At 58.8% G+C, this 17,842-nt stretch carries 16 protein-coding genes and 1 tRNA gene; 13 read left to right on the top strand and 4 right to left on the bottom strand.

Going from position 1 to position 17,842, the window contains the following annotated elements; all coding sequences use genetic code 11:
- Positions 1-161 precede the first annotated feature (161 nt).
- Entirely contained in the window at positions 162-986 is an 825-nt protein-coding gene (locus MWR57_RS07180) for a KilA-N domain-containing protein (protein ID WP_423124118.1), read from the bottom strand.
- A 42-nt stretch (positions 987-1,028) separates the two neighbouring features.
- Positions 1,029-1,421: a pancreas/duodenum homeobox protein 1 gene (locus MWR57_RS07175; RefSeq protein ID WP_479723952.1), complete on the bottom strand. Its 393-nt coding sequence runs from the start codon at positions 1,419-1,421 to the stop codon at positions 1,029-1,031.
- Positions 1,422-1,551: 130 nt separating this feature from the next.
- Here MWR57_RS07175 and MWR57_RS07170 point away from each other — a divergent pair, with 130 nt between their 5' ends.
- The 3 genes from MWR57_RS07170 to MWR57_RS07160 are packed head-to-tail and all read left to right on the top strand — an operon-like array spanning position 1,552 to position 5,410.
- On the top strand, positions 1,552-3,795 hold the full coding sequence (locus tag MWR57_RS07170) for an ATP-dependent helicase (RefSeq protein WP_423124116.1): 2,244 nt from the start codon (positions 1,552-1,554) through the stop codon (positions 3,793-3,795).
- Positions 3,795-5,117 (top strand): bifunctional folylpolyglutamate synthase/dihydrofolate synthase, encoded by a 1,323-nt coding sequence (locus MWR57_RS07165; RefSeq protein WP_423124115.1) that lies wholly within the window; start codon positions 3,795-3,797, stop codon positions 5,115-5,117. Before MWR57_RS07170 ends, MWR57_RS07165 begins: the two co-directional genes overlap by 1 nt.
- Complete coding sequence (locus MWR57_RS07160) at positions 5,114-5,410, top strand: HNH endonuclease (RefSeq protein WP_423124114.1); 297 nt, start codon at positions 5,114-5,116, stop codon at positions 5,408-5,410. Before MWR57_RS07165 ends, MWR57_RS07160 begins: the two co-directional genes overlap by 4 nt.
- A 97-nt stretch (positions 5,411-5,507) precedes the next feature.
- Here MWR57_RS07160 and MWR57_RS07155 read toward each other — a convergent pair whose 3' ends face one another.
- Positions 5,508-6,602: a 6-phosphofructokinase gene (locus MWR57_RS07155; RefSeq protein ID WP_423124113.1), complete on the bottom strand. Its 1,095-nt coding sequence runs from the start codon at positions 6,600-6,602 to the stop codon at positions 5,508-5,510.
- A 224-nt stretch (positions 6,603-6,826) separates the two neighbouring features.
- Between MWR57_RS07155 and MWR57_RS07150 the strand changes: the two genes are divergently transcribed.
- Positions 6,827-7,174 carry an IscA/HesB family protein gene (locus MWR57_RS07150; protein WP_423124112.1) on the top strand — a complete coding sequence of 116 codons (348 nt, stop codon included), beginning with the start codon at positions 6,827-6,829 and terminating at the stop codon, positions 7,172-7,174.
- A gap of 51 nt (positions 7,175-7,225) precedes the next feature.
- Here the strand turns inward: MWR57_RS07150 and MWR57_RS07145 are convergent, their stop codons facing one another.
- Positions 7,226-7,588 (bottom strand): hypothetical protein, encoded by a 363-nt coding sequence (locus tag MWR57_RS07145; protein ID WP_423124111.1) that lies wholly within the window; start codon positions 7,586-7,588, stop codon positions 7,226-7,228.
- Positions 7,589-7,717: 129 nt separating this feature from the next.
- On the opposite strand from MWR57_RS07145, the gene amrA reads away from it, so the two are divergent.
- The 9 genes from amrA to MWR57_RS07100 all read left to right on the top strand — a co-directional run bounded on the left by amrA (position 7,718) and on the right by MWR57_RS07100 (position 17,779).
- Positions 7,718-8,335: an AmmeMemoRadiSam system protein A gene (amrA, locus tag MWR57_RS07140; RefSeq protein ID WP_423124110.1), complete on the top strand. Its 618-nt coding sequence runs from the start codon at positions 7,718-7,720 to the stop codon at positions 8,333-8,335.
- 87 nt (positions 8,336-8,422) lie between these two features.
- Positions 8,423-8,509 (top strand) — tRNA-Leu (locus MWR57_RS07135).
- A gap of 174 nt (positions 8,510-8,683) precedes the next feature.
- Complete coding sequence (locus MWR57_RS07130; protein WP_423124109.1) at positions 8,684-9,217, top strand: DUF3334 family protein; 534 nt, start codon at positions 8,684-8,686, stop codon at positions 9,215-9,217.
- 387 nt (positions 9,218-9,604) lie between these two features.
- Complete coding sequence (locus MWR57_RS07125) at positions 9,605-10,567, top strand: Mrp/NBP35 family ATP-binding protein (RefSeq protein ID WP_423124108.1); 963 nt, start codon at positions 9,605-9,607, stop codon at positions 10,565-10,567.
- A gap of 11 nt (positions 10,568-10,578) precedes the next feature.
- Positions 10,579-11,217 (top strand): MBL fold metallo-hydrolase, encoded by a 639-nt coding sequence (locus MWR57_RS07120; protein WP_423124107.1) that lies wholly within the window; start codon positions 10,579-10,581, stop codon positions 11,215-11,217.
- Positions 11,218-11,220: 3 nt separating this feature from the next.
- Positions 11,221-13,146: a selenocysteine-specific translation elongation factor gene (selB, locus tag MWR57_RS07115; RefSeq protein ID WP_423124106.1), complete on the top strand. Its 1,926-nt coding sequence runs from the start codon at positions 11,221-11,223 to the stop codon at positions 13,144-13,146.
- Positions 13,143-14,831 carry a GTPase HflX gene (gene hflX / locus MWR57_RS07110; RefSeq protein ID WP_423124105.1) on the top strand — a complete coding sequence of 563 codons (1,689 nt, stop codon included), beginning with the start codon at positions 13,143-13,145 and terminating at the stop codon, positions 14,829-14,831. Before selB ends, hflX begins: the two co-directional genes overlap by 4 nt.
- A gap of 6 nt (positions 14,832-14,837) precedes the next feature.
- Positions 14,838-15,425 (top strand): DUF4390 domain-containing protein, encoded by a 588-nt coding sequence (locus tag MWR57_RS07105; protein WP_423124104.1) that lies wholly within the window; start codon positions 14,838-14,840, stop codon positions 15,423-15,425.
- Positions 15,426-15,526: 101 nt separating this feature from the next.
- Complete coding sequence (locus tag MWR57_RS07100; RefSeq protein ID WP_423124103.1) at positions 15,527-17,779, top strand: sensor histidine kinase; 2,253 nt, start codon at positions 15,527-15,529, stop codon at positions 17,777-17,779.
- Positions 17,780-17,842 lie beyond the last annotated feature (63 nt).

Genomic DNA, 17,842 nt, shown 5'->3' with positions numbered 1-17,842 from the left:
ATAGCTGAACAACATCTGTTGGTGGGTGTCGGTTCCGCGCATGTTTTCCTCAATGTTTATGAGTTATCCTAACTGGTTACAGAATACATTGAGCGGATTAAAAAGTCTCGATATTTGATGAGTTTTTCAACAGCCTGCTAGTCGGGATGTCGAGCATTGGGCTATCCCTTGAGTTGTTTGATCGTCGACGCGGAGGTGAGTACCTGCATCTGGCGAATGGCAATTTCATTGAGGCGTTTGAGTCGCTCCCCTTGTGACAGTCCCATGTGAATGAGTTCGGCGTTCATGCCCTCGATGTTGGCCAGCACCAGTAATTGTTCGACGGTGGCGTACTCGCGCATGTTGCCTTCCAGGGTGGAGTTGGCGTCGCGCCATTGTTTGGCTGTTTGGCCGAAGAGGGCGACATTGAGCAGGTCCGCCTCGGTGGCGTAGGTGATTGCGGCCTGCGAGGGCGTAATCGCAGCCGGAATCAGGTGTGCTCTGATGGCGTCGGTGTGGATGCGGTAGTTGAGCTTGGAAAGGGTGCGGTTTAGGTTCCAGGCCAGTGACAGGCGGCGGTTTTCGTCCTCCTTGAGGCGCTGGAATTCCTTGATCAGGTAGACCTTGAATTCGGGGCTGATCCACATGCCGAATTCAAAGGCGATGTCCCTGTGTGCATAGGTGCCGCCGTATCTTCCCGCTGAGGCCCGTAGGCCGACGGCATTGGTTTTGGCGACCCACTCCTTGACGCTGATCTTGTAGCTGTTTAGACCGGCTTGGCTTCTAATTGTGGCGAATTCGCCATAATTGAAGCCGGGGTTATGGACGCGCTCCCATATTCCGAGAAATTCTACAGTGTTGCGATTCCGCAACCAGTCCGAAATGAAAAAATCGCCGTCTTTCGCCTTCAGCATATCGGTTAGGGAAATGTAGTCTTCGTCCCTCTGGGAAAGGACGGTGATGGTCGTTCCCAGAACGTCGATGGTCAATTTCTTCGCTTTACTCATATTTTCCCAGGCGTCGAACTAGTTTAAGGAGGAGTAGTCCCTTCACGCCAAGCTGATCATCAGCGGAATAACATGCAGCTTCTTGGAAACGGTCTGGGTGGTGCCGAGTTTCCAGGCGGTGCAGGTGGCCTTGTCGCCTAGAAGTGAGTCGATCTCCGCCGTCAGTCCCTTGATGTTGATGACTGGGTGGCGGCTGAATACCTCGGGCAGGCCGTAGGTCAGATTGCAGGCCAGGCATCTGCCGGGGCGCTCGTGGAGTTCCAGGCCGAAGGTCAGGGTGTTTGCCGCCTGGCCTTTGAAAACGAGGCGGATGTCGTAGGCTCCTTCTTCGGCGTCGCCGAACAGGGCGTCGAAAAAGGCGTTGGCCCGTTCGGGCGGAAAGAGGGTGTGCAGGGTTTCCTGGGTGAAAATATCCTGTGCGCTGTTCATTTCTATTTCCTTGGATTTGTGTAAAAAGTTGTCTTGCTGGTGTTTGGCTTTTATGACAAGCTACTCTACCAGCCAGGCATGAAAATTAAAACTTTTTTGTCGATTGCCTCCGGGCTGTTGTGTTAGAGTTGCCGCCATGCAACCCACCCTATTTCCCATGGAACCAAAGTCCAAGTCCCAGTCGCCCGCCCGTTCCGCCAGCCAGATCAGCCGCAAGGCCTTGAACGAGGCGCAATACGAGGCGGTGACCACCGTATCAGGTCCGGTGCTGGTCATTGCCGGGGCAGGCAGCGGCAAAACCCGCACCCTGGTCTATCGTCTGGCCCATCTGGTCGAGCAGGGCGTGCCCCCGGAGCAGATTCTGCTCCTCACCTTTACCCGCAAGGCGGCCCAGGAGATGCTGCACCGGGCCAGTCTGCTGCTCGATGATTCCTGTCGGCGGGTGATGGGCGGCACCTTCCATGCCACGGCCAATCTGTTGCTGCGCCGTTACTGCCGCCATCTCGGCTATGAATCAAACTTTACCATCATCGACCAGTCCGATGCCGAGGGCATCGTCAACCTGCTCAAATCCTCCCTGAACCTGGGCGGCGAGAACAAGCGTTTTCCCTCCAAGCGGGTGGTGATTTCTATCCTGAGCAAGTCGGTGAACAAGGGGATGTCCATCGACGAGCTGATCGAGGCCGAGTACGGCCATTTTCATGATTTCGCCGACGATCTCCAGACCATTGCCCTCCATTACCAGCGGTTCAAGCTGGAACACAGCCTCATGGATTACGACGACCTGCTGGTGAACTGGCGGCGGATTCTGGAGGAGTTTCCCGAGGTGCACGCGGAGCTGGCCACCCGGTTCAGTCACATCATGGTGGATGAGTACCAGGACACCAACCCCATCCAGGCGGCCATCGTCCGGCTGATGGCGGCCAAGCACAACAATGTGATGGTGGTGGGCGATGATTCGCAGTCCATCTATAGCTTCCGGGGCGCGGATTTCCGCAACATCATGGAGTTCCCCTCGCTCTTTCCGGACACCCGTCTGATCCGGCTGGAGGAGAACTACCGCTCCACCCAGAAGATCCTCGATCTGACCAACGCCATCATCGAGAAGGCCCAGGAAAAATACACCAAAACCCTGTTCACCAACATCACAGGCGGGGAAAAGCCCGTGGTGTATGGGGCCAGGGATGAGGCCACCCAGGCCCGCTATGTGGCGGAAAAGATCGTGGCTCTGCGGGAAGCGGGCGAACCGCTGGATGAGATAGCGGTGCTGTTCCGCTCCGGTTTTCATTCCTACAAGCTGGAGCTGGAGCTGACCCATAGGCAGATCGAGTTTGACAAGCGCGGCGGCCTCAAGCTCAACGAGCTGGCCCACAACAAGGACGTTATCTCCTACCTGCGGGTGGTGGCCAACCCGCACGACCATCTCTCCTGGAACCGGCTCCTGCTCCAGCTCGACAAGGTGGGGCCCAAGACGGCCCAGAACATCCTGAGCAGGGTCAAGAGCGCGGAAGATCCTTTGGCGGCGCTTAGGGAATATCCTGCCGGCAAAACCTGGAAAGAGGGTTTGACTGATTTGCTGGAGATGCTTGAGGCGCTTCGGCAGCCGGGCATGTCCATGGGCCAGATGTTCGAGCGGATCATGGACTATTACGAGCCGATCTTCGAGCGGCTCTACCACGACGATTATCCCCGCCGCCGCAGGGATCTGGACGAGTTGGGGAGGGTGATGGGCGGGTATACCGACTTGCAGGCGTTTTTGGACGATGCCTCCCTTGATCCGCCCCAGGCCGGGGCCCTGGAAGAGGACGGCGGCAAGCGGCTGGTGCTTTCCACCATCCATTCGGCCAAGGGACTGGAATGGGACACGGTTTTTATCATCAACCTGGCCGAGGGCCGCTTTCCCTCGGCTCAGGCGGTACTGCCCGCGCACCGGGAAGAGGAGCGTCGGTTGCTCTATGTGGCCGCGACCCGGGCCCGCAAGCAGTTGTATCTGGTCTACCCGCAGGAGGTCATGTCCTACGACTCCTCTGCGGCTGCGGGCGGGCCTTCCCCGTTTTTGCAGGAATTGCCCCATGCCCTGACCCAGGCCCCTGCTGCTCCGGCCTGGCATCCCCAGTCCCCCGCCTATGATGCGGAGCAGGAGGAGCGGCCCGATTACAGCATTCCACCGCTCCGCTCTGCATATCCGCCTGGGCTTTCCAGCTCGGCTGCGGCTGCCCCGGCCCAGAGCATCAAGCTTGGCAACCGGGTGCGCCATCCTTTTTTCGGGGAGGGCGTGGTGGAAAAGGTGGTCAGCCCCAAAACGCTCGAGGTCCTTTTTGCCCGGCATGGGAGAAAGACCCTGCATCTTGACTATGCCAAGCTGGAGCTGGTGAAATAATGAATTATCAAGAGGCGTGGGTTTTTCTCGATAACCTGCAGTTTTTCAAGATCAAGTTGGGCCTTGAAAGCATGAGCCAGTTCCTCGATTCGGTGGGCAATCCGCACCGGGGGTTGCGTTTCGTGCATGTGGCCGGCACCAACGGCAAGGGCTCCGTCTCCACCACCCTGCGGACCATCCTGACCAGGGCGGGCTACAAGGTGGGGCTCTACACCTCGCCGCACCTGAGCTGCGTGCGGGAGCGGTTCCGGATCGATGAGCGGTTCATCTCCGAAGAGGCCTTCGCCCGCCAGGCCAGTGCGATCCGCGCGGCCCTGGGCGACCGGCAGATCACCTATTTCGAGTTTGCCACGGCCCTGGCCCTGCTCTGGTTTGCCGAGGAGCAGGTGGATGTGGCCATTCTGGAGGTCGGCATGGGCGGCAGGCTGGATGCCACCAACGTGATTACCCCCCTGGTCTCCGTGATCACCAACGTAAGCATGGACCATGAGCAGTACCTGGGCAACACCCTGGCTGCGGTGGCTTTTGAAAAGGCCGGGGTTGTCAAGCCCGGTATCCCCGTGGTTGCCGGGCTGGCACCGGACGATAGCCTGGCGGTAGTGGCGCAGGTGTGCGAGGAACGCAAGGCTCCCTTGTTTTTGCTGGGGCGCGAGTTTGATGCGGTGCGCGGCGCGGAGGGAAATTGGGAGTATCGGGGCATTGACCATGGCCACTCCCTTGGAAACCTCCATTGCCGGTTGAAAGGCGGGTACCAGATCGGCAACGCTGCCCTGGCCTTGGCTGCGCTGGAAACCATCGCCGCCACCTTGCCGGTGGACGGCGAGGCAATCCGGCAGGGGCTGCTTTCCGTAACCTGGCCGGGACGCCTGGAATATTTCTGCCTGGCGGATGGGAACCGGGTGGAGTGTCCTGCCGACCAAGATCCTTCTTTGCGCCGCTATCTGCTGGACGGAGCCCACAACCCCGCCGGGGTCGAGAGCCTGCGGGATGCCCTGGTCAGCGAGTTTCGCTACGACCACCTCATCCTGGTCTGGGGTTGCATGGGGGACAAGGATGTGGCCGCAACCCTCATTGCCATCGCCCCCCTGGCGGAGCGGATCATCTTCACCCGCCCGGAAAGCGAGCGCTCGGCCACGCCCGAGCAGTTGGCCGCCATCCTGCCCGAGGAGGAGCGCACCAAGACACTGTCTGCCCCAACGGTGAAAGAGGCCCTGACCCTGGCCGCTGATCTGGCGCAGAGCGGAGATCTGATCTGCGTGGCCGGTTCTCTATATCTGGTGGGCGCGGCGCGCAAAATCCTGCTGGGGGAGGTGGCGCCATGAACGCGGATCAAGAGCTGTACGGCGAGGGCGTGGCCGAGGAGGATATCCGCCGCGAACGCGCCAAGGCGCGGGAGATACGGAAAAGCCGATGGTGGCAGACCAAGCTCTCGCTGGGCATCTGCTATTATTGCGGCAAAAAGACCCCGGCCAAGGAACTGACCATGGATCACATCGTGCCCCTGGCCAGGGGAGGGACAAGCTCCAAGGGGAATCTCGCCACCTGCTGCAAGGAATGCAACAATCTGAAGAAAACCATGCTGCCCATGGAATGGGATGAGTATATGAAAAGGTGAAGGGTTGAAGGCTAAAGGCTGAAGGTTAAAGGTTAAAGGATAAAGGAGAAAATTCTTCTTACCTTTAACCTTGTACCTTTTACCTTGCGCCTATCTTTCAATCCCCAAGGCAAATCCCGATCTCCCGGGCGGTGAGCACCTTGTCGCTATCCAGGGGCACCTTTTTTCTGGTCTTGACCGCGTCCGCCAGGGGCACGGCGATAATATCCGTGGCCGAGAGCGCCACCATGTGGTCGAAGATCTCCTGTTCGGCCAAGCGTACCGCCGCGCCGCCAAAGCGCAGGGCCAGCATCCGGTCGAAGGTGGTGGGGGAACCGCCGCGCTGCAAGTGCCCCAGCACCAGGGAGCGGGTATCCTTGCCGGTTTTTTCCCGGATCTGCTGCGCCACCCATTCGCCCACCCCGCCCAGCAGCACCTCCTGACGCCCGACTTCATGGGCATCCGTGGCCTTGTGGATCACCTCGGCGTTCTTGGCCCTGGCCCCCTCGGCCACCACGACTATGGCGTAGTGTTTGTGGTGCAGGTCGTTGTCGTTGATCTTTTCGCAAACCAGGTCCATGTTGAAGGGGATCTCCGGGATGAGGATGACATCGGCGCAGCCTGAGATGCCCGAGTTGATGGCGATCCAGCCGGAATCGCGGCCCATGACTTCGACCACCATGACCCGGTCGTGGGACTTGGCCGTGGAATGCAGCTTGTCAAGCGCATCGGTCGCGGTGGCCACGGCGGTGTCGCAGCCGAAGGTTCTGTGGGTGGCCTGCAGATCGTTGTCAATGGTTTTGGGCACCCCGATCACCGGCATCCCCTTCTCCGTGGCGAAACGGTGGGCGATTTCCAGGCTGCCGTCGCCTCCCACGGCGATATGGCAGAAAAATCCCATGCGGGTGAAATTCTGCATCACCCGGTCGGAAACATCGCGGAGCTGGACCTCGCCGGCCAGGTTTTCCACGGGCATGGCAAAGGGGTTGCCTTTGTTGGTGGAGCCGAGGATGGTGCCGCCGGTGGGGGTTATGTCTTCGACGATTTCCGGGGTGAGGCGGACGAGTTCGTCCGGGTCGAGCAGCCCCTTGTAGCCGCCGTGGCTGCCGTACACCTCCCAGCCCCGGTAGTGGGCGGATTTGGTTACGGCGTAAATGACGGCGTTGAGTCCGGGGGCATCGCCGCCGCCGGTGGATATGACGATTTTTTTCATCTGCTCGGCCTCGCACAGTGAAGGAAAAAGGGCCTCTGGCCCTTGGGGATTCTTCTTTCTGTTATAGCGTGAATCAGGCGGAGAGCAAAACAAAAAACCAGCCTTGACTTATGCGGGGATATTTCTTAATTTACTCGATAAGAAAAAGATGAAATTCCATTTTTCTTACCGGCCCCTCGCGCCGGGATATTTTTTTATGAACCTTTTGATGAGGAGATCATAGGATGCTTGAAGTAACAGAGCAGGCGGTTGTTAAACTGAAAGCGTACCTGGCCGATAATAATATCGATTCTGCCGTACGTGTTGCCTTAATGCAGGGTGGCTGAGCAGGCCCCTCTTTGGGATTGGCTCTGGATGAGCCAAAAGAAAATGACGCGACCTTTGAACATGGCGGGATTAAATTTTTGCTGGATAATAATCTCAGCAATCAGTGCGGAGTCATCAAGGTAGACTTCATCGAGGCCGGGCCCCGTTCCGGTTTCGGCATCTCCTCGGCCAAGCCTCTGGGCGGCGGCGGGGGAAGCTGCGGCAGCTCCTGCGGCAGCGGAGGCGGCGGTTCCTGCGGCTGCTGATTCGTTCGTTGTGAATGTGTTGTAAAAAAACCTGGCCTTGGCCGGGTTTTTTTATTGGGGCTTGGCGCTGGTGTCCGTGATGAGGATGGGCAGATAGGCGATGAGGTCGGTCATCTCCTTGCCGTTTTCCGGGATGGCCTCGCCGCGCAAGGCCACCTCGATGCAGAAATTGATCACCCCGGCTAGGGAGGCAACGGGGTTGCCCATGATCAGATAGTGCTTTCTGCTCAGGGTTTCCGGGCTGAGATCCCGGCCATGTTCATGGCAGGTGAGGCAGCTCTTGCCGGAGGTGCCGCCTCCGAGGGTCGGGCTGGCAAAGAGCAGTTTTCCGTTGCGGGCATCCGCGCCCAGGCCGTTGCCGGTGATGGCGAGAACGAGACCGGCTGCAGCCAAAAAGATGGTGGTTGTTTTCATCCTGTGCGGTTTCCCCCTTGTGTTTCCCAGAACATTGAAACATGGAAAAGTGGTATGCTTTTTCCGGTTTCCTTGGATACTGTATCATGAAAGATGTACGGGAAAAAAGGAAGAATAAAGGAGCTGCGTATGGCACAGCAGGAAGGCGCAAAGAATTCGGGATTGACGGAAGAACAGGGACAGGCGCTGCTCTGGCTGGCGCGCGAGACCATCGGCCGGCAGCTCGGCATGGAGGCGCAAGAGCCGGCAGGAGAGATTGCGGCCCGTTTGCTGGATGCCGAACTCCAGCGCAAGCGAGGGACCTTTGTTACCCTGAAAAAGCATGGTGAGCTGCGCGGCTGCATCGGCAGCCTTGCCGCCATGGAATCCATTGTCGAGGGCGTGAAACGCAATGCCCTGCATGCCGCTTTTGACGATTCCCGCTTCCGGCCGGTGGAAAAAAACGAACTCGCGGCAATCGAGATGGAGATCAGCATCCTCACCGAGCCGGTCCCTTTGGCTTATGCCAACGCGGAGGAGTTGCTCAGTATTTTGCAGGTTGGGCGCGATGGGGTCATCCTCCGAAAGGGGGGGCGGGGCGCCACCTTCCTGCCCCAGGTTTGGGAGCAGTTGCCCGATCCTGAGGATTTTTTGCGCCACCTGTGCAGCAAGGCCGGGTTGCCCGCCGATGCTTGGCGTTCAGGCGATTTGGAGGTGTCCACCTACCGGGTGCAGTATTTTGCGGAGCACGGCGCAACGGTCTCGTAAAAAAGGCACGGGTGGCCCATGGGTGCGGCGGATGGCTGTTGATTTTTACAGGGTGATATGGTACACCGCCGTTTGATCTGAACACCTGCCTGGGTGGCGGAACTGGTAGACGCAAGGGACTTAAAATCCCTCGGGGCTTGCCCCGTACGAGTTCGATTCTCGTCCTGGGCACCATAGGTATGACAAGGGTTTCCGGGCCAAGGCCTGGAAACCCTTTTTTGGCGAGCCTGGTTGCACTCCGAGACACAATCGAACGTGGAAACGAACATGATGGCGGGCGGATGGCCATCGTGCAGGCCTCTGGAATTAACAGCGCCGACAGGCCTTGGCCATCGGGGAGGAATAGTGATGAGCGAAAAACAGGCAACCATTGACATAATCGCCGAGATTTTCTGTCAGGCCGTCAAGAAGACCTTGGATAAAAGCACCAAAAAATCCGTCAAGTATTCAAAGACCGTTCAGGTTATTCCCAAGGTCAGCCTGCGGCCGGAAGTCGGCTGCTTCGTGCAGTTCAGCGGGGATTATAACGGTTTGGTGGTGGTGAATTTTTCCGCGGGCGCAGCCATGGAACTCTACCGGAGTTACATGCTTGCCATGGGGATGTCCGAGAACGATCTGGCCCAGGATTCCACCTCCGCCGAGGTGGTTGACACCATGGGGGAGATGACCAACCAGTTCATGGGCAAGGCCATGCAGATGGTGGAAAGCAAGTTCGATCTCACCTCCTACATCGGCCAGCCCAAGGCGTTGTCTCTCAATACCGCCATCACCCTTACCCCGGATCTTGATTTTCAGGACAACCGGCGGCTGGTCTTCAGCCTGGAGACCCATCGGTTTTATATGGAAATGGCGCTGGAACGGACGGAGTTTATCGCCCTGTAACTGTCCAGCAGCACCACATCTGCTTCGCAGTCTCGCTGTGCTCGCTTAGCTGTCATCGACCTGCTCATGTGCAATAGCACACTTCGCAGGCCTCTTCCGCGCATCTGCGGCACTGCTGAACAGTTACATTTTGGGTTTTCGTTCTATTCCGGCATCAATCTGGATGGTTTGTCTCTTTGTGACCTTTTACCCCAATTGATCCGCGTAAATGGCTGCCTTCCGGCAGCCATTTTTTTTGAACAGAGCCGGAGAAAATCCCTGGCTATCCTATGGAGAGAGCAACCGGGCTTTTGCCTTTTAAACCATCCTGTTTTACTGTATAAGATAAAGCTTCCCCTGAATTCGTTCCTTTTTTGATTTTTCATATATTTTTTGGAGGTAGAGGTCATGTCAACGTGCAGCAGTGGGACCTGTGGCAGTAAGAAAGCGAGTGGCTGCGGCTCCGCCGATGCGGCGGTGGCCCAGCAGAATACGGCGATCGCCGCCTCTCTGGACCGGATCAAGAACAAGATCCTGGTGATGAGCGGCAAGGGCGGGGTGGGCAAGTCCACCGTTTCGGTGAATCTGGCCTTGGGTCTGGCGCAAAAGGGCTACAAGGTCGGCCTCATGGACGTTGATCTCCACGGCCCGGATATCGTCCGCATGCTCGGCATGCCTGGCCGCATGGACGGCGAGCTCACCAAGGACGGCAAGATGCCGCCTCTGCAATACAACGACCACCTCAAGGTTATTTCGCTCGAGAGCATGATGGAGAACCGGGATGATCCCATTATCTGGCGCGGGCCCCTCAAGAATCAAGCGATCCGTCAGTTTATCGCCGATGTGAACTGGGGCGATCTGGATTATCTGGTCATCGACGCGCCTCCTGGCACCGGGGACGAGCCCATGACCGTGGCCCACACCATCAAGGACGCCAAGGCCCTGGTCGTGACCACCCCCCAGAATATCGCCCTGGCCGATGTGCGCAAGTCCATCAATTTCTGCAAGCATGTTTCCATGAAGATCCTCGGGATTGTCGAGAATATGAGCGGCTTTATCTGCCCGCATTGCGATAAGACCGTGGATATCTTCAAGACCGGCGGCGGCGAGCAGTTGGCCACGGAATTTTCCGTGCCTTTCCTTGGGCGGATTCCCGTTGACCCCAGGGTGGTTGTCGCCGGGGATGACGGCAAGCCCTATCTCTCCTCCGGGGCCACGAGCCCGGCCGCCCAGGCGTTTGAAGCGTTTCTGGCCAAGGTCGAGAAGGAGCTGCCCGTGCATGCCGCGGCTGCGTCCATCCCCATGGCCAAGGCTGCGTCGAGCTGCGGCTGCGGCGGCGGACCCTGCAATCCCAATACCTGCGACTGCTGAGAGTGCCGGAGATGATCGTCAAACAACTGACCGTGGGCTCCATGGCCGTATGCTGCTATGTGGTGGGCTGCGAGGAGACCAAGAAGTGTTGCATCATTGATCCCGGCGGCAATGAGGAGAAGATTCTCGCTTTCTGCCGTGGGGAAGGGCTCAGTGTGGAGGCGATTGTCTGCACCCACGGCCATCCGGATCATGTCTGCGGCAACGCGGTGATCCAGCAGGCCACCGGCGCGCCCATTCTCATGCATGCGGCTGATGCCGAGTTCTTTTCCCGGCCTGAGGTTATTCAGTATTTCTCCATGCTCGGCCTTCCCCCTTCGCCGCCGGTGGACAGGTGTGTCAGCGATGGCGAGGCGATCGTCATCGGCAAATTGACCCTCACGGTCCTTCACACCCCAGGGCATACCCCGGGCGGGATCTGTCTTTATGCCGCGCCCCATCTTTTTACCGGCGATACCCTGTTTGTCGATGGGCTGGGCCGCACCGATTTTCCCGGCGGCGACACCAAGCAGATGCTTACCGCCATCAAAGAGAAGATCCTGACCCTGCCCGCCGAGACCGTGGTCTGGCCGGGGCATGGCTATGGCGGGGCTCGCTCCACCGTGGGCGACGAGGCCCGGAACAACCCGTATCTCAAAGGGAACTGGTAGCAGATGCGGGAGATCGTCCTCGGCACGGCCGGTCATGTGGACCACGGCAAGACCAGTCTGGTCCGGGCCCTCACCGGCATTGACACCGACCGGCTGAAAGAAGAAAAGAAGCGGGGCATCACCATCGAGCTCGGCTTTGCTTTTCTCGATCTGCCCTGCGGCCACCGCCTCGGCATCATCGACGTGCCCGGCCACGAACGCTTTGTGAAAAACATGGTGGCCGGCGCCACCGGCATCGATCTTTTGGCCTTTGTCATCGCGGCGGACGAGGGGATCATGCCCCAGACCAGGGAGCATTTCGAGATCTGCCGTCTGCTCGGGGTGAAGCGGGGGCTGGTGATCCTCACCAAGAAGGACATGGTGGATGCGGAGTGGCTGGCGCTGGTGCAGGAGGATGTCCGTCAGTTTTTGGCCGGCAGCTTTCTCGAAGACGCGCCCATGGTTGCGGTTTCCTCCACCACCGGCGAGGGGCTGGACGAGGTCCGGCAGGTGCTGGACACCCTGGTGCGGGCCAGCGAGTTTTCCGAGGCCCATGGCCCTTTCCGGCTGCCGGTGGACCGGGTTTTCAGCATGAAGGGGTTCGGGGTGGTGGTCACCGGCACCTCGATCTCGGGTAGGATAACGGTGGGCGAGGACATCACCGTCTATCCCCAGGGTCATACCGCCAAGATCCGCGGCATCCAGGTGCATGGCCAGGATGTGGAGCTGGTCGAGGCGGGCAAGCGCACCGCCATCAACATTCAGGGGCTGGACACCGAGATGATCGCCCGGGGCAACATGCTCGCCACCCCTGGCACCCTTGCGCCCTCCTACCTGCTGGACGCGGATTTTTTCTATCTCTCCTCCTGCGCCAAACCCCTCAAGAATCGAAGCCGGGTGCGGGTGCACATCGGCACCGCCGAGATCATGGGCCGCATCGTGTTGCTGGAGGATGAGGAGCTTGCTCCCGGTAGCCGGGCCAATGTGCAGATCCTGCTTGAGGAGCCCTTTGGCGCCTGGCCCGGCGACCGTTATGTGGTGCGGAGCTATTCGCCCGTGGCCACCATCGGCGGCGGCGGGATTTGGAACGGTTCCCCGCCCAAGCGGCGGCGTTTCAAGGAGGCGAACAGCGAGATCTTTGGACTGTACCAGACAGGGTCCGCCGAGGATATCTCGCTCCTGCACCTTCGGGAGGCCGGGGTTGCCGGGCTCACCTTTGAATCGCTCTGCGTGAAGATGGGCCAATTCGGCAAGCGTTTTAGAAAGCTGCTGGACACCCCCATCTCCAGCCGGAAGATCATCATGGTGGATTCCGAGCGGCAGCGCATGGTCGCGGCGGAAACCTTCGAGGGTATGGGCGCATCGCTTACCAAGATCCTGGCTGCGTTTCACCGGGACAATTCGATGAAGCCGGGGCTTTCCAAGGAAGAGCTGCGTTCCCGCCTGCACACCGACATGGACCAGCGCTTTTTTCAGTTGCTGCTCAATACCCTGGTCAAGCAGGGGACGATTGTTGTCGATGAAGCAACGGTGCGGCTGACAGGGCATCAGGTATCGCTCAAGGCGGATGCCATGAACATCCGCGCGGAAATGGAGGCCTTTTACACCGAGGCCGGGCTGACCCCGCCCACCGTGCGGGAGGTGCAGGAGCGGTTTGCCAAGTATCCCGTTCCCCTGGTCCGCGAGGTGCTTGAGCTGCTGGTCCGCGAGCAGGTTCTGGTCAAGATCAGCGAGGATCTCTACTTTCAGAGCCGGGCCATGGCAACCTTGCAGGAACAGCTCGTGGCCTTTATCAGAAAGGAAGGGGAGATCGACGCGCCCCGCTTTAAAAATCTCACCGGGTTGACCAGGAAATTTTCTATCCCCTTGCTGGAGTATTTTGATAAAATCAAGGTGACCATCCGGGTTGGTGACCGCCGATTGCTGCGGGAGCGGCAGCCATCCGCATGATAACCGGCAATACCAGCGGCCTGAAAACCGCCCAGTTGAAGGCGCTTGAGCGCATTGCCGGCCGGCGGGTTTCCCCGGACCTCATCGTCAGTCCGGAGTTGGCCAAGGAGTTGTGCGCGGTTGCCTTTGAGCTTGCGCGGCAGGTTGGCGTCTTGCTCAGCCGCAGCGGGCAGGTCGAGGCGGTCATGGTCGGGGATCATAAATCCATCATGATTCCGGCCTTGAGGCAGTTTAAGGCCTCGGGCGGGCGGCTCAAGGGGTTGCGCTGCGTGCACACCCATCTTGCGGGCGAGGACCTCAGCGAAGACGATCTCATGGATCTGCTCTTCCTGCGGCTCGATATGATGACCGTGGTGAAGATGGATCAGGGCGGGGCAACGTGGCTCTCTTCCGCCCATCTGGTGCCGCAACCGGTGCAGGAGAAGAATTGGGTCGTGTTACCCCCGGAGATTCCCGGCAGGCAGGGACATTTCCGGGAATTTATTGCCGGGCTTGAAGATGAGTTTGCCAAGGCCAGGCCGGTGCGCGAGGTTGATGCGGGTCGGGACCGGGCGATCCTGATCAGCGTGACCCCGCTCTCCAAGGTCAAGGCCCAGGAGTCCATGGACGAGCTGGCTGAGCTGGCGCGTTCCGCCGAGGTAATCGTTCTCGATACCGTGGTGCAGCGCAGGGACAAGATCAACCCTCGGTTGATCCTGGGCAAGGGCAAGCTCGGCGAGATCATGCTGACCGCACTGAGGCTCAATGCCAATCTGCTGATCTTCGACCAGGAGCTGAACCCGTCCCAGGTGCGGTCCATAACCGACCACACCGAGCTGCGAGTCATCGACCGCACCCAGTTGATTCTTGATATCTTTGCCCGGCGGGCCTTGAGCCGGGAAGGCAAGCTGCAGATCGAGATGGCCCAGCTCAAATACATGCTGCCCAGGTTGACCACCCGAGACGACGCCCTTTCCCGGCTCACCGGCGGCATCGGCGGCCGCGGCCCCGGCGAGACCCGCCTTGAGGTGGACCGCCGCCGCATCAACGACCGGCTGAGCAAGCTGGCTAAGAAACTGAAGGAGGTCAGCCGGGAGCGGGAACAGCGGCGGAGCCGACGGCGCAAAAAGGACTTGCCGGTTCTCTCGCTGGTCGGCTATACCAATGCCGGCAAGTCAACCCTGCTCAATACCCTGACCAACAGCGCCATCGTCGCGGAAGACAAGCTGTTCGCCACCCTGGACCCGACCAGTCGGCGGCTCCGTTTTCCCGAGGATGTGGAGGTCATCATCACGGACACGGTGGGCTTTATCCGCCATCTGCCCGAGGAGCTGCTCAAGGCCTTCAAGGCGACCCTGGAGGAGCTGCATGAGGCGGACGTGCTGGTGCATGTGATCGATGCCAGCAATCCGCGTTACGGGGACCATGTCCAGGTGGTGGAGGATCTGTTGCGGGAGCTTGAGCTGGATACTCTTCCCTGTCTCAAGGTTTTTAACAAGATCGATCTGGTTGAGCCGGAGGTTGTTGCCGAGCAGTTGCGGCTCTATGACGCTGTAGCTTTAAGCGCCCGCGATGCCGCAACCTTTGGTCCGTTTCTGGACAAGGCCAGGAGTCTGGTTCTGAAAAAATGGCAGAGGAGGGGGGGACATGCTCAGTCCGAGATCCAGGAACACCCCCCCTGCACCCCGGTTTCTTCTACGACGTAAGTGATTATGCGCATATTCAGCCGTACACGACAATTTCGCGTTTTTTCATCCTTGCTGCTCGCCCTGGCTCTTTTCTGGGGCGGGGGGCAGCCCGCGCTTGCCCAGAACGCGACCATCGAGGAGTTGATCGTTACCAATTCCAGTACGGATCTGCTGCTGTTTCTCACGGTCAACAATGCCTTTACCAAGCAGATGGAGGAGGGGATAAAAAACGGCATCCCGGTGACCTTCAATTTTTACGTGAAGCTGGAACGGAAACGGAACACCTGGCTGAACCAGCAGCTCGTTTCCCTGCAGTTTGACCATACCCTGAGCTATGACACCCTGAAGGAGGAGTACTCCATTGTCCGTTCGGAAATCTCCGGTCAGACCTTCCGCACCAAGTCGCTGGCCGAGGCGAAAAAAGCCATGGCCCAGCTCAACGGACCGCCGATTGTGCCCTTGAAATCCCTGCTACCGGAGGCGGGATACCTGCTCAGGGTGAAGGCCAAGCTTGCGGAAAAAACCCTGCCGCTTTATTTCCACTACGTGATTCCCTTCTTGAGCCTCTGGGATTTTGAAACCGAGTGGTACACCGTGGAGTTCAGATATTAGGAGCCGTTGCAGAATGAAAGTTGATGGCCAGATTATTTCGTTACGGCTCCTTACGCCGTTAACACTGCTGCCGTTTTTGCAAACCAGAAGGCAAGATTATCTTGCGACGACGGCTTAGCATGGAGGCAGCCGACGAGGAGGTTCTCAGGAAAGACAGGCTGCGCCGCAAAAAGCGCATCCGTCTGATCATCCTTGCCTGTCTCGTTCTGATCCCCCTGCTGACCTATTTGGAAACCAGGGTTGTGCAACTGGGAACCGTTCCTTTTCCGGTCAGCGGCAATGTCCTGATCTTCGTCCTCATCAACTTCAATGTTCTCCTCTTGCTGTTGATGGTTTTTCTGGTGCTCCGCAATCTGGCGCAGCTTGTTTTTGAGCGGCGGCGACGGTTCCTTGGCACAAAGCTCCGCTCCAAGCTGGTCATCGCCTTTGTCTCCATGTCCTTTTTTCCCACCGGGCTGCTTTTTTTCATTGCCCTGCAGTTTGTCTCCACCAGCATGGATTACTGGTTCAATAGCAATGTGGCCCAGTCCCTTGAGGAGTCGATTGCCATCGCCAAGAACAGTTACCAGGAAACCCAGGATCAGGTTGACCGGCAGGCGCGTCTCATCGGGGATCGGTTGGATGCAAAGCGGTACGGGGATATTTCCTGGAAAGATGCCGAGCCGGTGTTGAAAGACATCATGAAAACCCATGGGTTGGCTGGAATCGAGGTGATCTCCGGCCAACGAGAGGTGCTGGCCCGGGCGTACCGGCCTGAAATCATTAAGGAGGGTGTGCCGGAAATTCCGCTGGACACGATCCGCAACGCCCTTGCCGACAATACGGAGCAGATAACCATCCAGCCGGTGGCTGCCGGGGAGCTGATCCGGGGGGTGAGTTCAATCCGGATCGACGGCGCGGATGCTGGTCAGGGGGCGCTGATCGTCTCCCTGCTTATTCCCCAGGAACGGGTCAGGCAGATGCAGACCATCTCCGCCGGGTACGAAGGCTACAAGCAGTTGATGATTCTCAAGGCCCCGATTAAAACCAGTCTGCTGGTCATGCTGCTGATCGTCACCCTGCTCATTGTTTTTTGCGCAATCTGGTTCGCCTTTTATGTGGCAGGCGGACTGACCGGCCCCATCGGCAGGCTGGCCGAGGCGACGCGGCGGGTTGCCGAAGGGGAACTGGATTTTGTTCTGGAAAAGACCTCGGGCGACGAGATGGGAACCCTGGTCGATTCCTTCAACCGGATGACCAGCGATCTCCTCGCCAGTAAACGGCAGCTCGAAGAAGCAAACAGCGCCCTGCGCCAGGGCAATCTCGATGCCGAGACCAGACGCCGCTACATGGAGATTGTTCTGCAAAGCGTGGCGGCCGGGGTCATCTCCCTGGATGAGCACGGAAGGATTACCACGATCAACCGGTTTGCCGAGGAACTGCTTCGCATTGACCGCGGGGATTTTGAGGGCAAGGAGTATCAGGCGGTTCTCCGGCCGGAGCACCGGGCTGTCTTGGATGGTTTCCTCGGCGAGCTGTCGCGCAGCGGCAAATCTTCGCTGGAAAGGCCCCTGCGCCTTACGGTGGGCGATGAAACCTTTTCGCTGCGGGTGAATGTGACCCGGCTTGAGGATGAGAACAACCAATCCCTTGGCGTGGTTCTGGTGTTTGACAACCTCACCGAGCTGGAAAAGGCGCAGCGGATGGCGGCCTGGCGTGAGGTGGCGCGGAGGATCGCCCATGAGGTGAAAAATCCCCTGACTCCCATCCAGCTTTCCGCCCAGCGGCTCCGCAAGCGGTACCTCGACCGGCTGGAGGGGGACCAGGAGGTTTTCGATGTCTGCACCAAAACCATCATCAACCAGGTTGACGAGCTGAAAAAACTGGTGAGCGAATTTTCCAGTTTCGCCCGGATGCCCGCGGTGCATAAAGCCATGGGGAATATCGCCGAAATGGCCAACGAGGCCTTTGTCCTCTATCAGGAGGCCCACAAGGACAGGCTGTTTCGTTTGCGGGTGGAGGGGCCTATCCCGTTGTTTTCCTTTGACGTCAAGCAGATGAAGCGGGTTCTCGTCAACCTGCTCAATAATGCCGTGGCCGCCACTTCCTCGGCTGGAGAGATCGAGATCGTTCTTGCCTGCGAGGAAGAGCGCAATGTGGTCATCCTTGAGGTGCGCGACAATGGCGCCGGGGTCAGCGATCAGGACAAGCTGCGGCTCTTTGAGCCCTATTTTTCGAGAAAAAAGACCGGAACCGGTCTGGGGCTGGCCATAGCCAGCACGGTGGTTGCGGATCATCACGGCTATATCAGGGTTAAGGACAATGAGCCCCAGGGGGCACGTTTCATTATTGAACTTCCCTTAAGTAATGGCTAGAAAAGCGTGTTATCTGCCCGGCAGGGCATGGTATATTGGAAACAGGCGGACAAATTTTCGCGA

The organism is Hydrosulfovibrio ferrireducens (genome assembly GCF_046883345.1).
Classification (GTDB): Bacteria; Desulfobacterota; Desulfobulbia; order Desulfobulbales; family Desulfurivibrionaceae; genus Thiovibrio; species Thiovibrio ferrireducens.
This window is presented reverse-complemented; position numbering and strand designations above follow the sequence as displayed.

Bases quoted from the DNA above. Each gene is read 5' to 3' on its own strand.
- MWR57_RS07180 (WP_423124118.1), bottom strand. From the start codon at position 986: ATGAGTAAAGCGAAGAAATTGACCATCGACGTTCTGGGAACGACCATC.
- MWR57_RS07170 (WP_423124116.1), top strand. From the start codon at position 1,552: ATGCAACCCACCCTATTTCCCATGGAACCAAAGTCCAAGTCCCAGTCG.
- MWR57_RS07165 (WP_423124115.1), top strand. From the start codon at position 3,795: ATGAATTATCAAGAGGCGTGGGTTTTTCTCGATAACCTGCAGTTTTTC.
- MWR57_RS07160 (WP_423124114.1), top strand. From the start codon at position 5,114: ATGAACGCGGATCAAGAGCTGTACGGCGAGGGCGTGGCCGAGGAGGAT.
- MWR57_RS07155 (WP_423124113.1), bottom strand. From the start codon at position 6,602: ATGAAAAAAATCGTCATATCCACCGGCGGCGGCGATGCCCCCGGACTC.
- MWR57_RS07145 (WP_423124111.1), bottom strand. From the start codon at position 7,588: ATGAAAACAACCACCATCTTTTTGGCTGCAGCCGGTCTCGTTCTCGCC.
- amrA (WP_423124110.1), top strand. From the start codon at position 7,718: ATGGCACAGCAGGAAGGCGCAAAGAATTCGGGATTGACGGAAGAACAG.
- MWR57_RS07130 (WP_423124109.1), top strand. From the start codon at position 8,684: ATGAGCGAAAAACAGGCAACCATTGACATAATCGCCGAGATTTTCTGT.
- MWR57_RS07125 (WP_423124108.1), top strand. From the start codon at position 9,605: ATGTCAACGTGCAGCAGTGGGACCTGTGGCAGTAAGAAAGCGAGTGGC.
- MWR57_RS07120 (WP_423124107.1), top strand. From the start codon at position 10,579: ATGATCGTCAAACAACTGACCGTGGGCTCCATGGCCGTATGCTGCTAT.
- selB (WP_423124106.1), top strand. From the start codon at position 11,221: ATGCGGGAGATCGTCCTCGGCACGGCCGGTCATGTGGACCACGGCAAG.
- hflX (WP_423124105.1), top strand. From the start codon at position 13,143: ATGATAACCGGCAATACCAGCGGCCTGAAAACCGCCCAGTTGAAGGCG.
- MWR57_RS07105 (WP_423124104.1), top strand. From the start codon at position 14,838: ATGCGCATATTCAGCCGTACACGACAATTTCGCGTTTTTTCATCCTTG.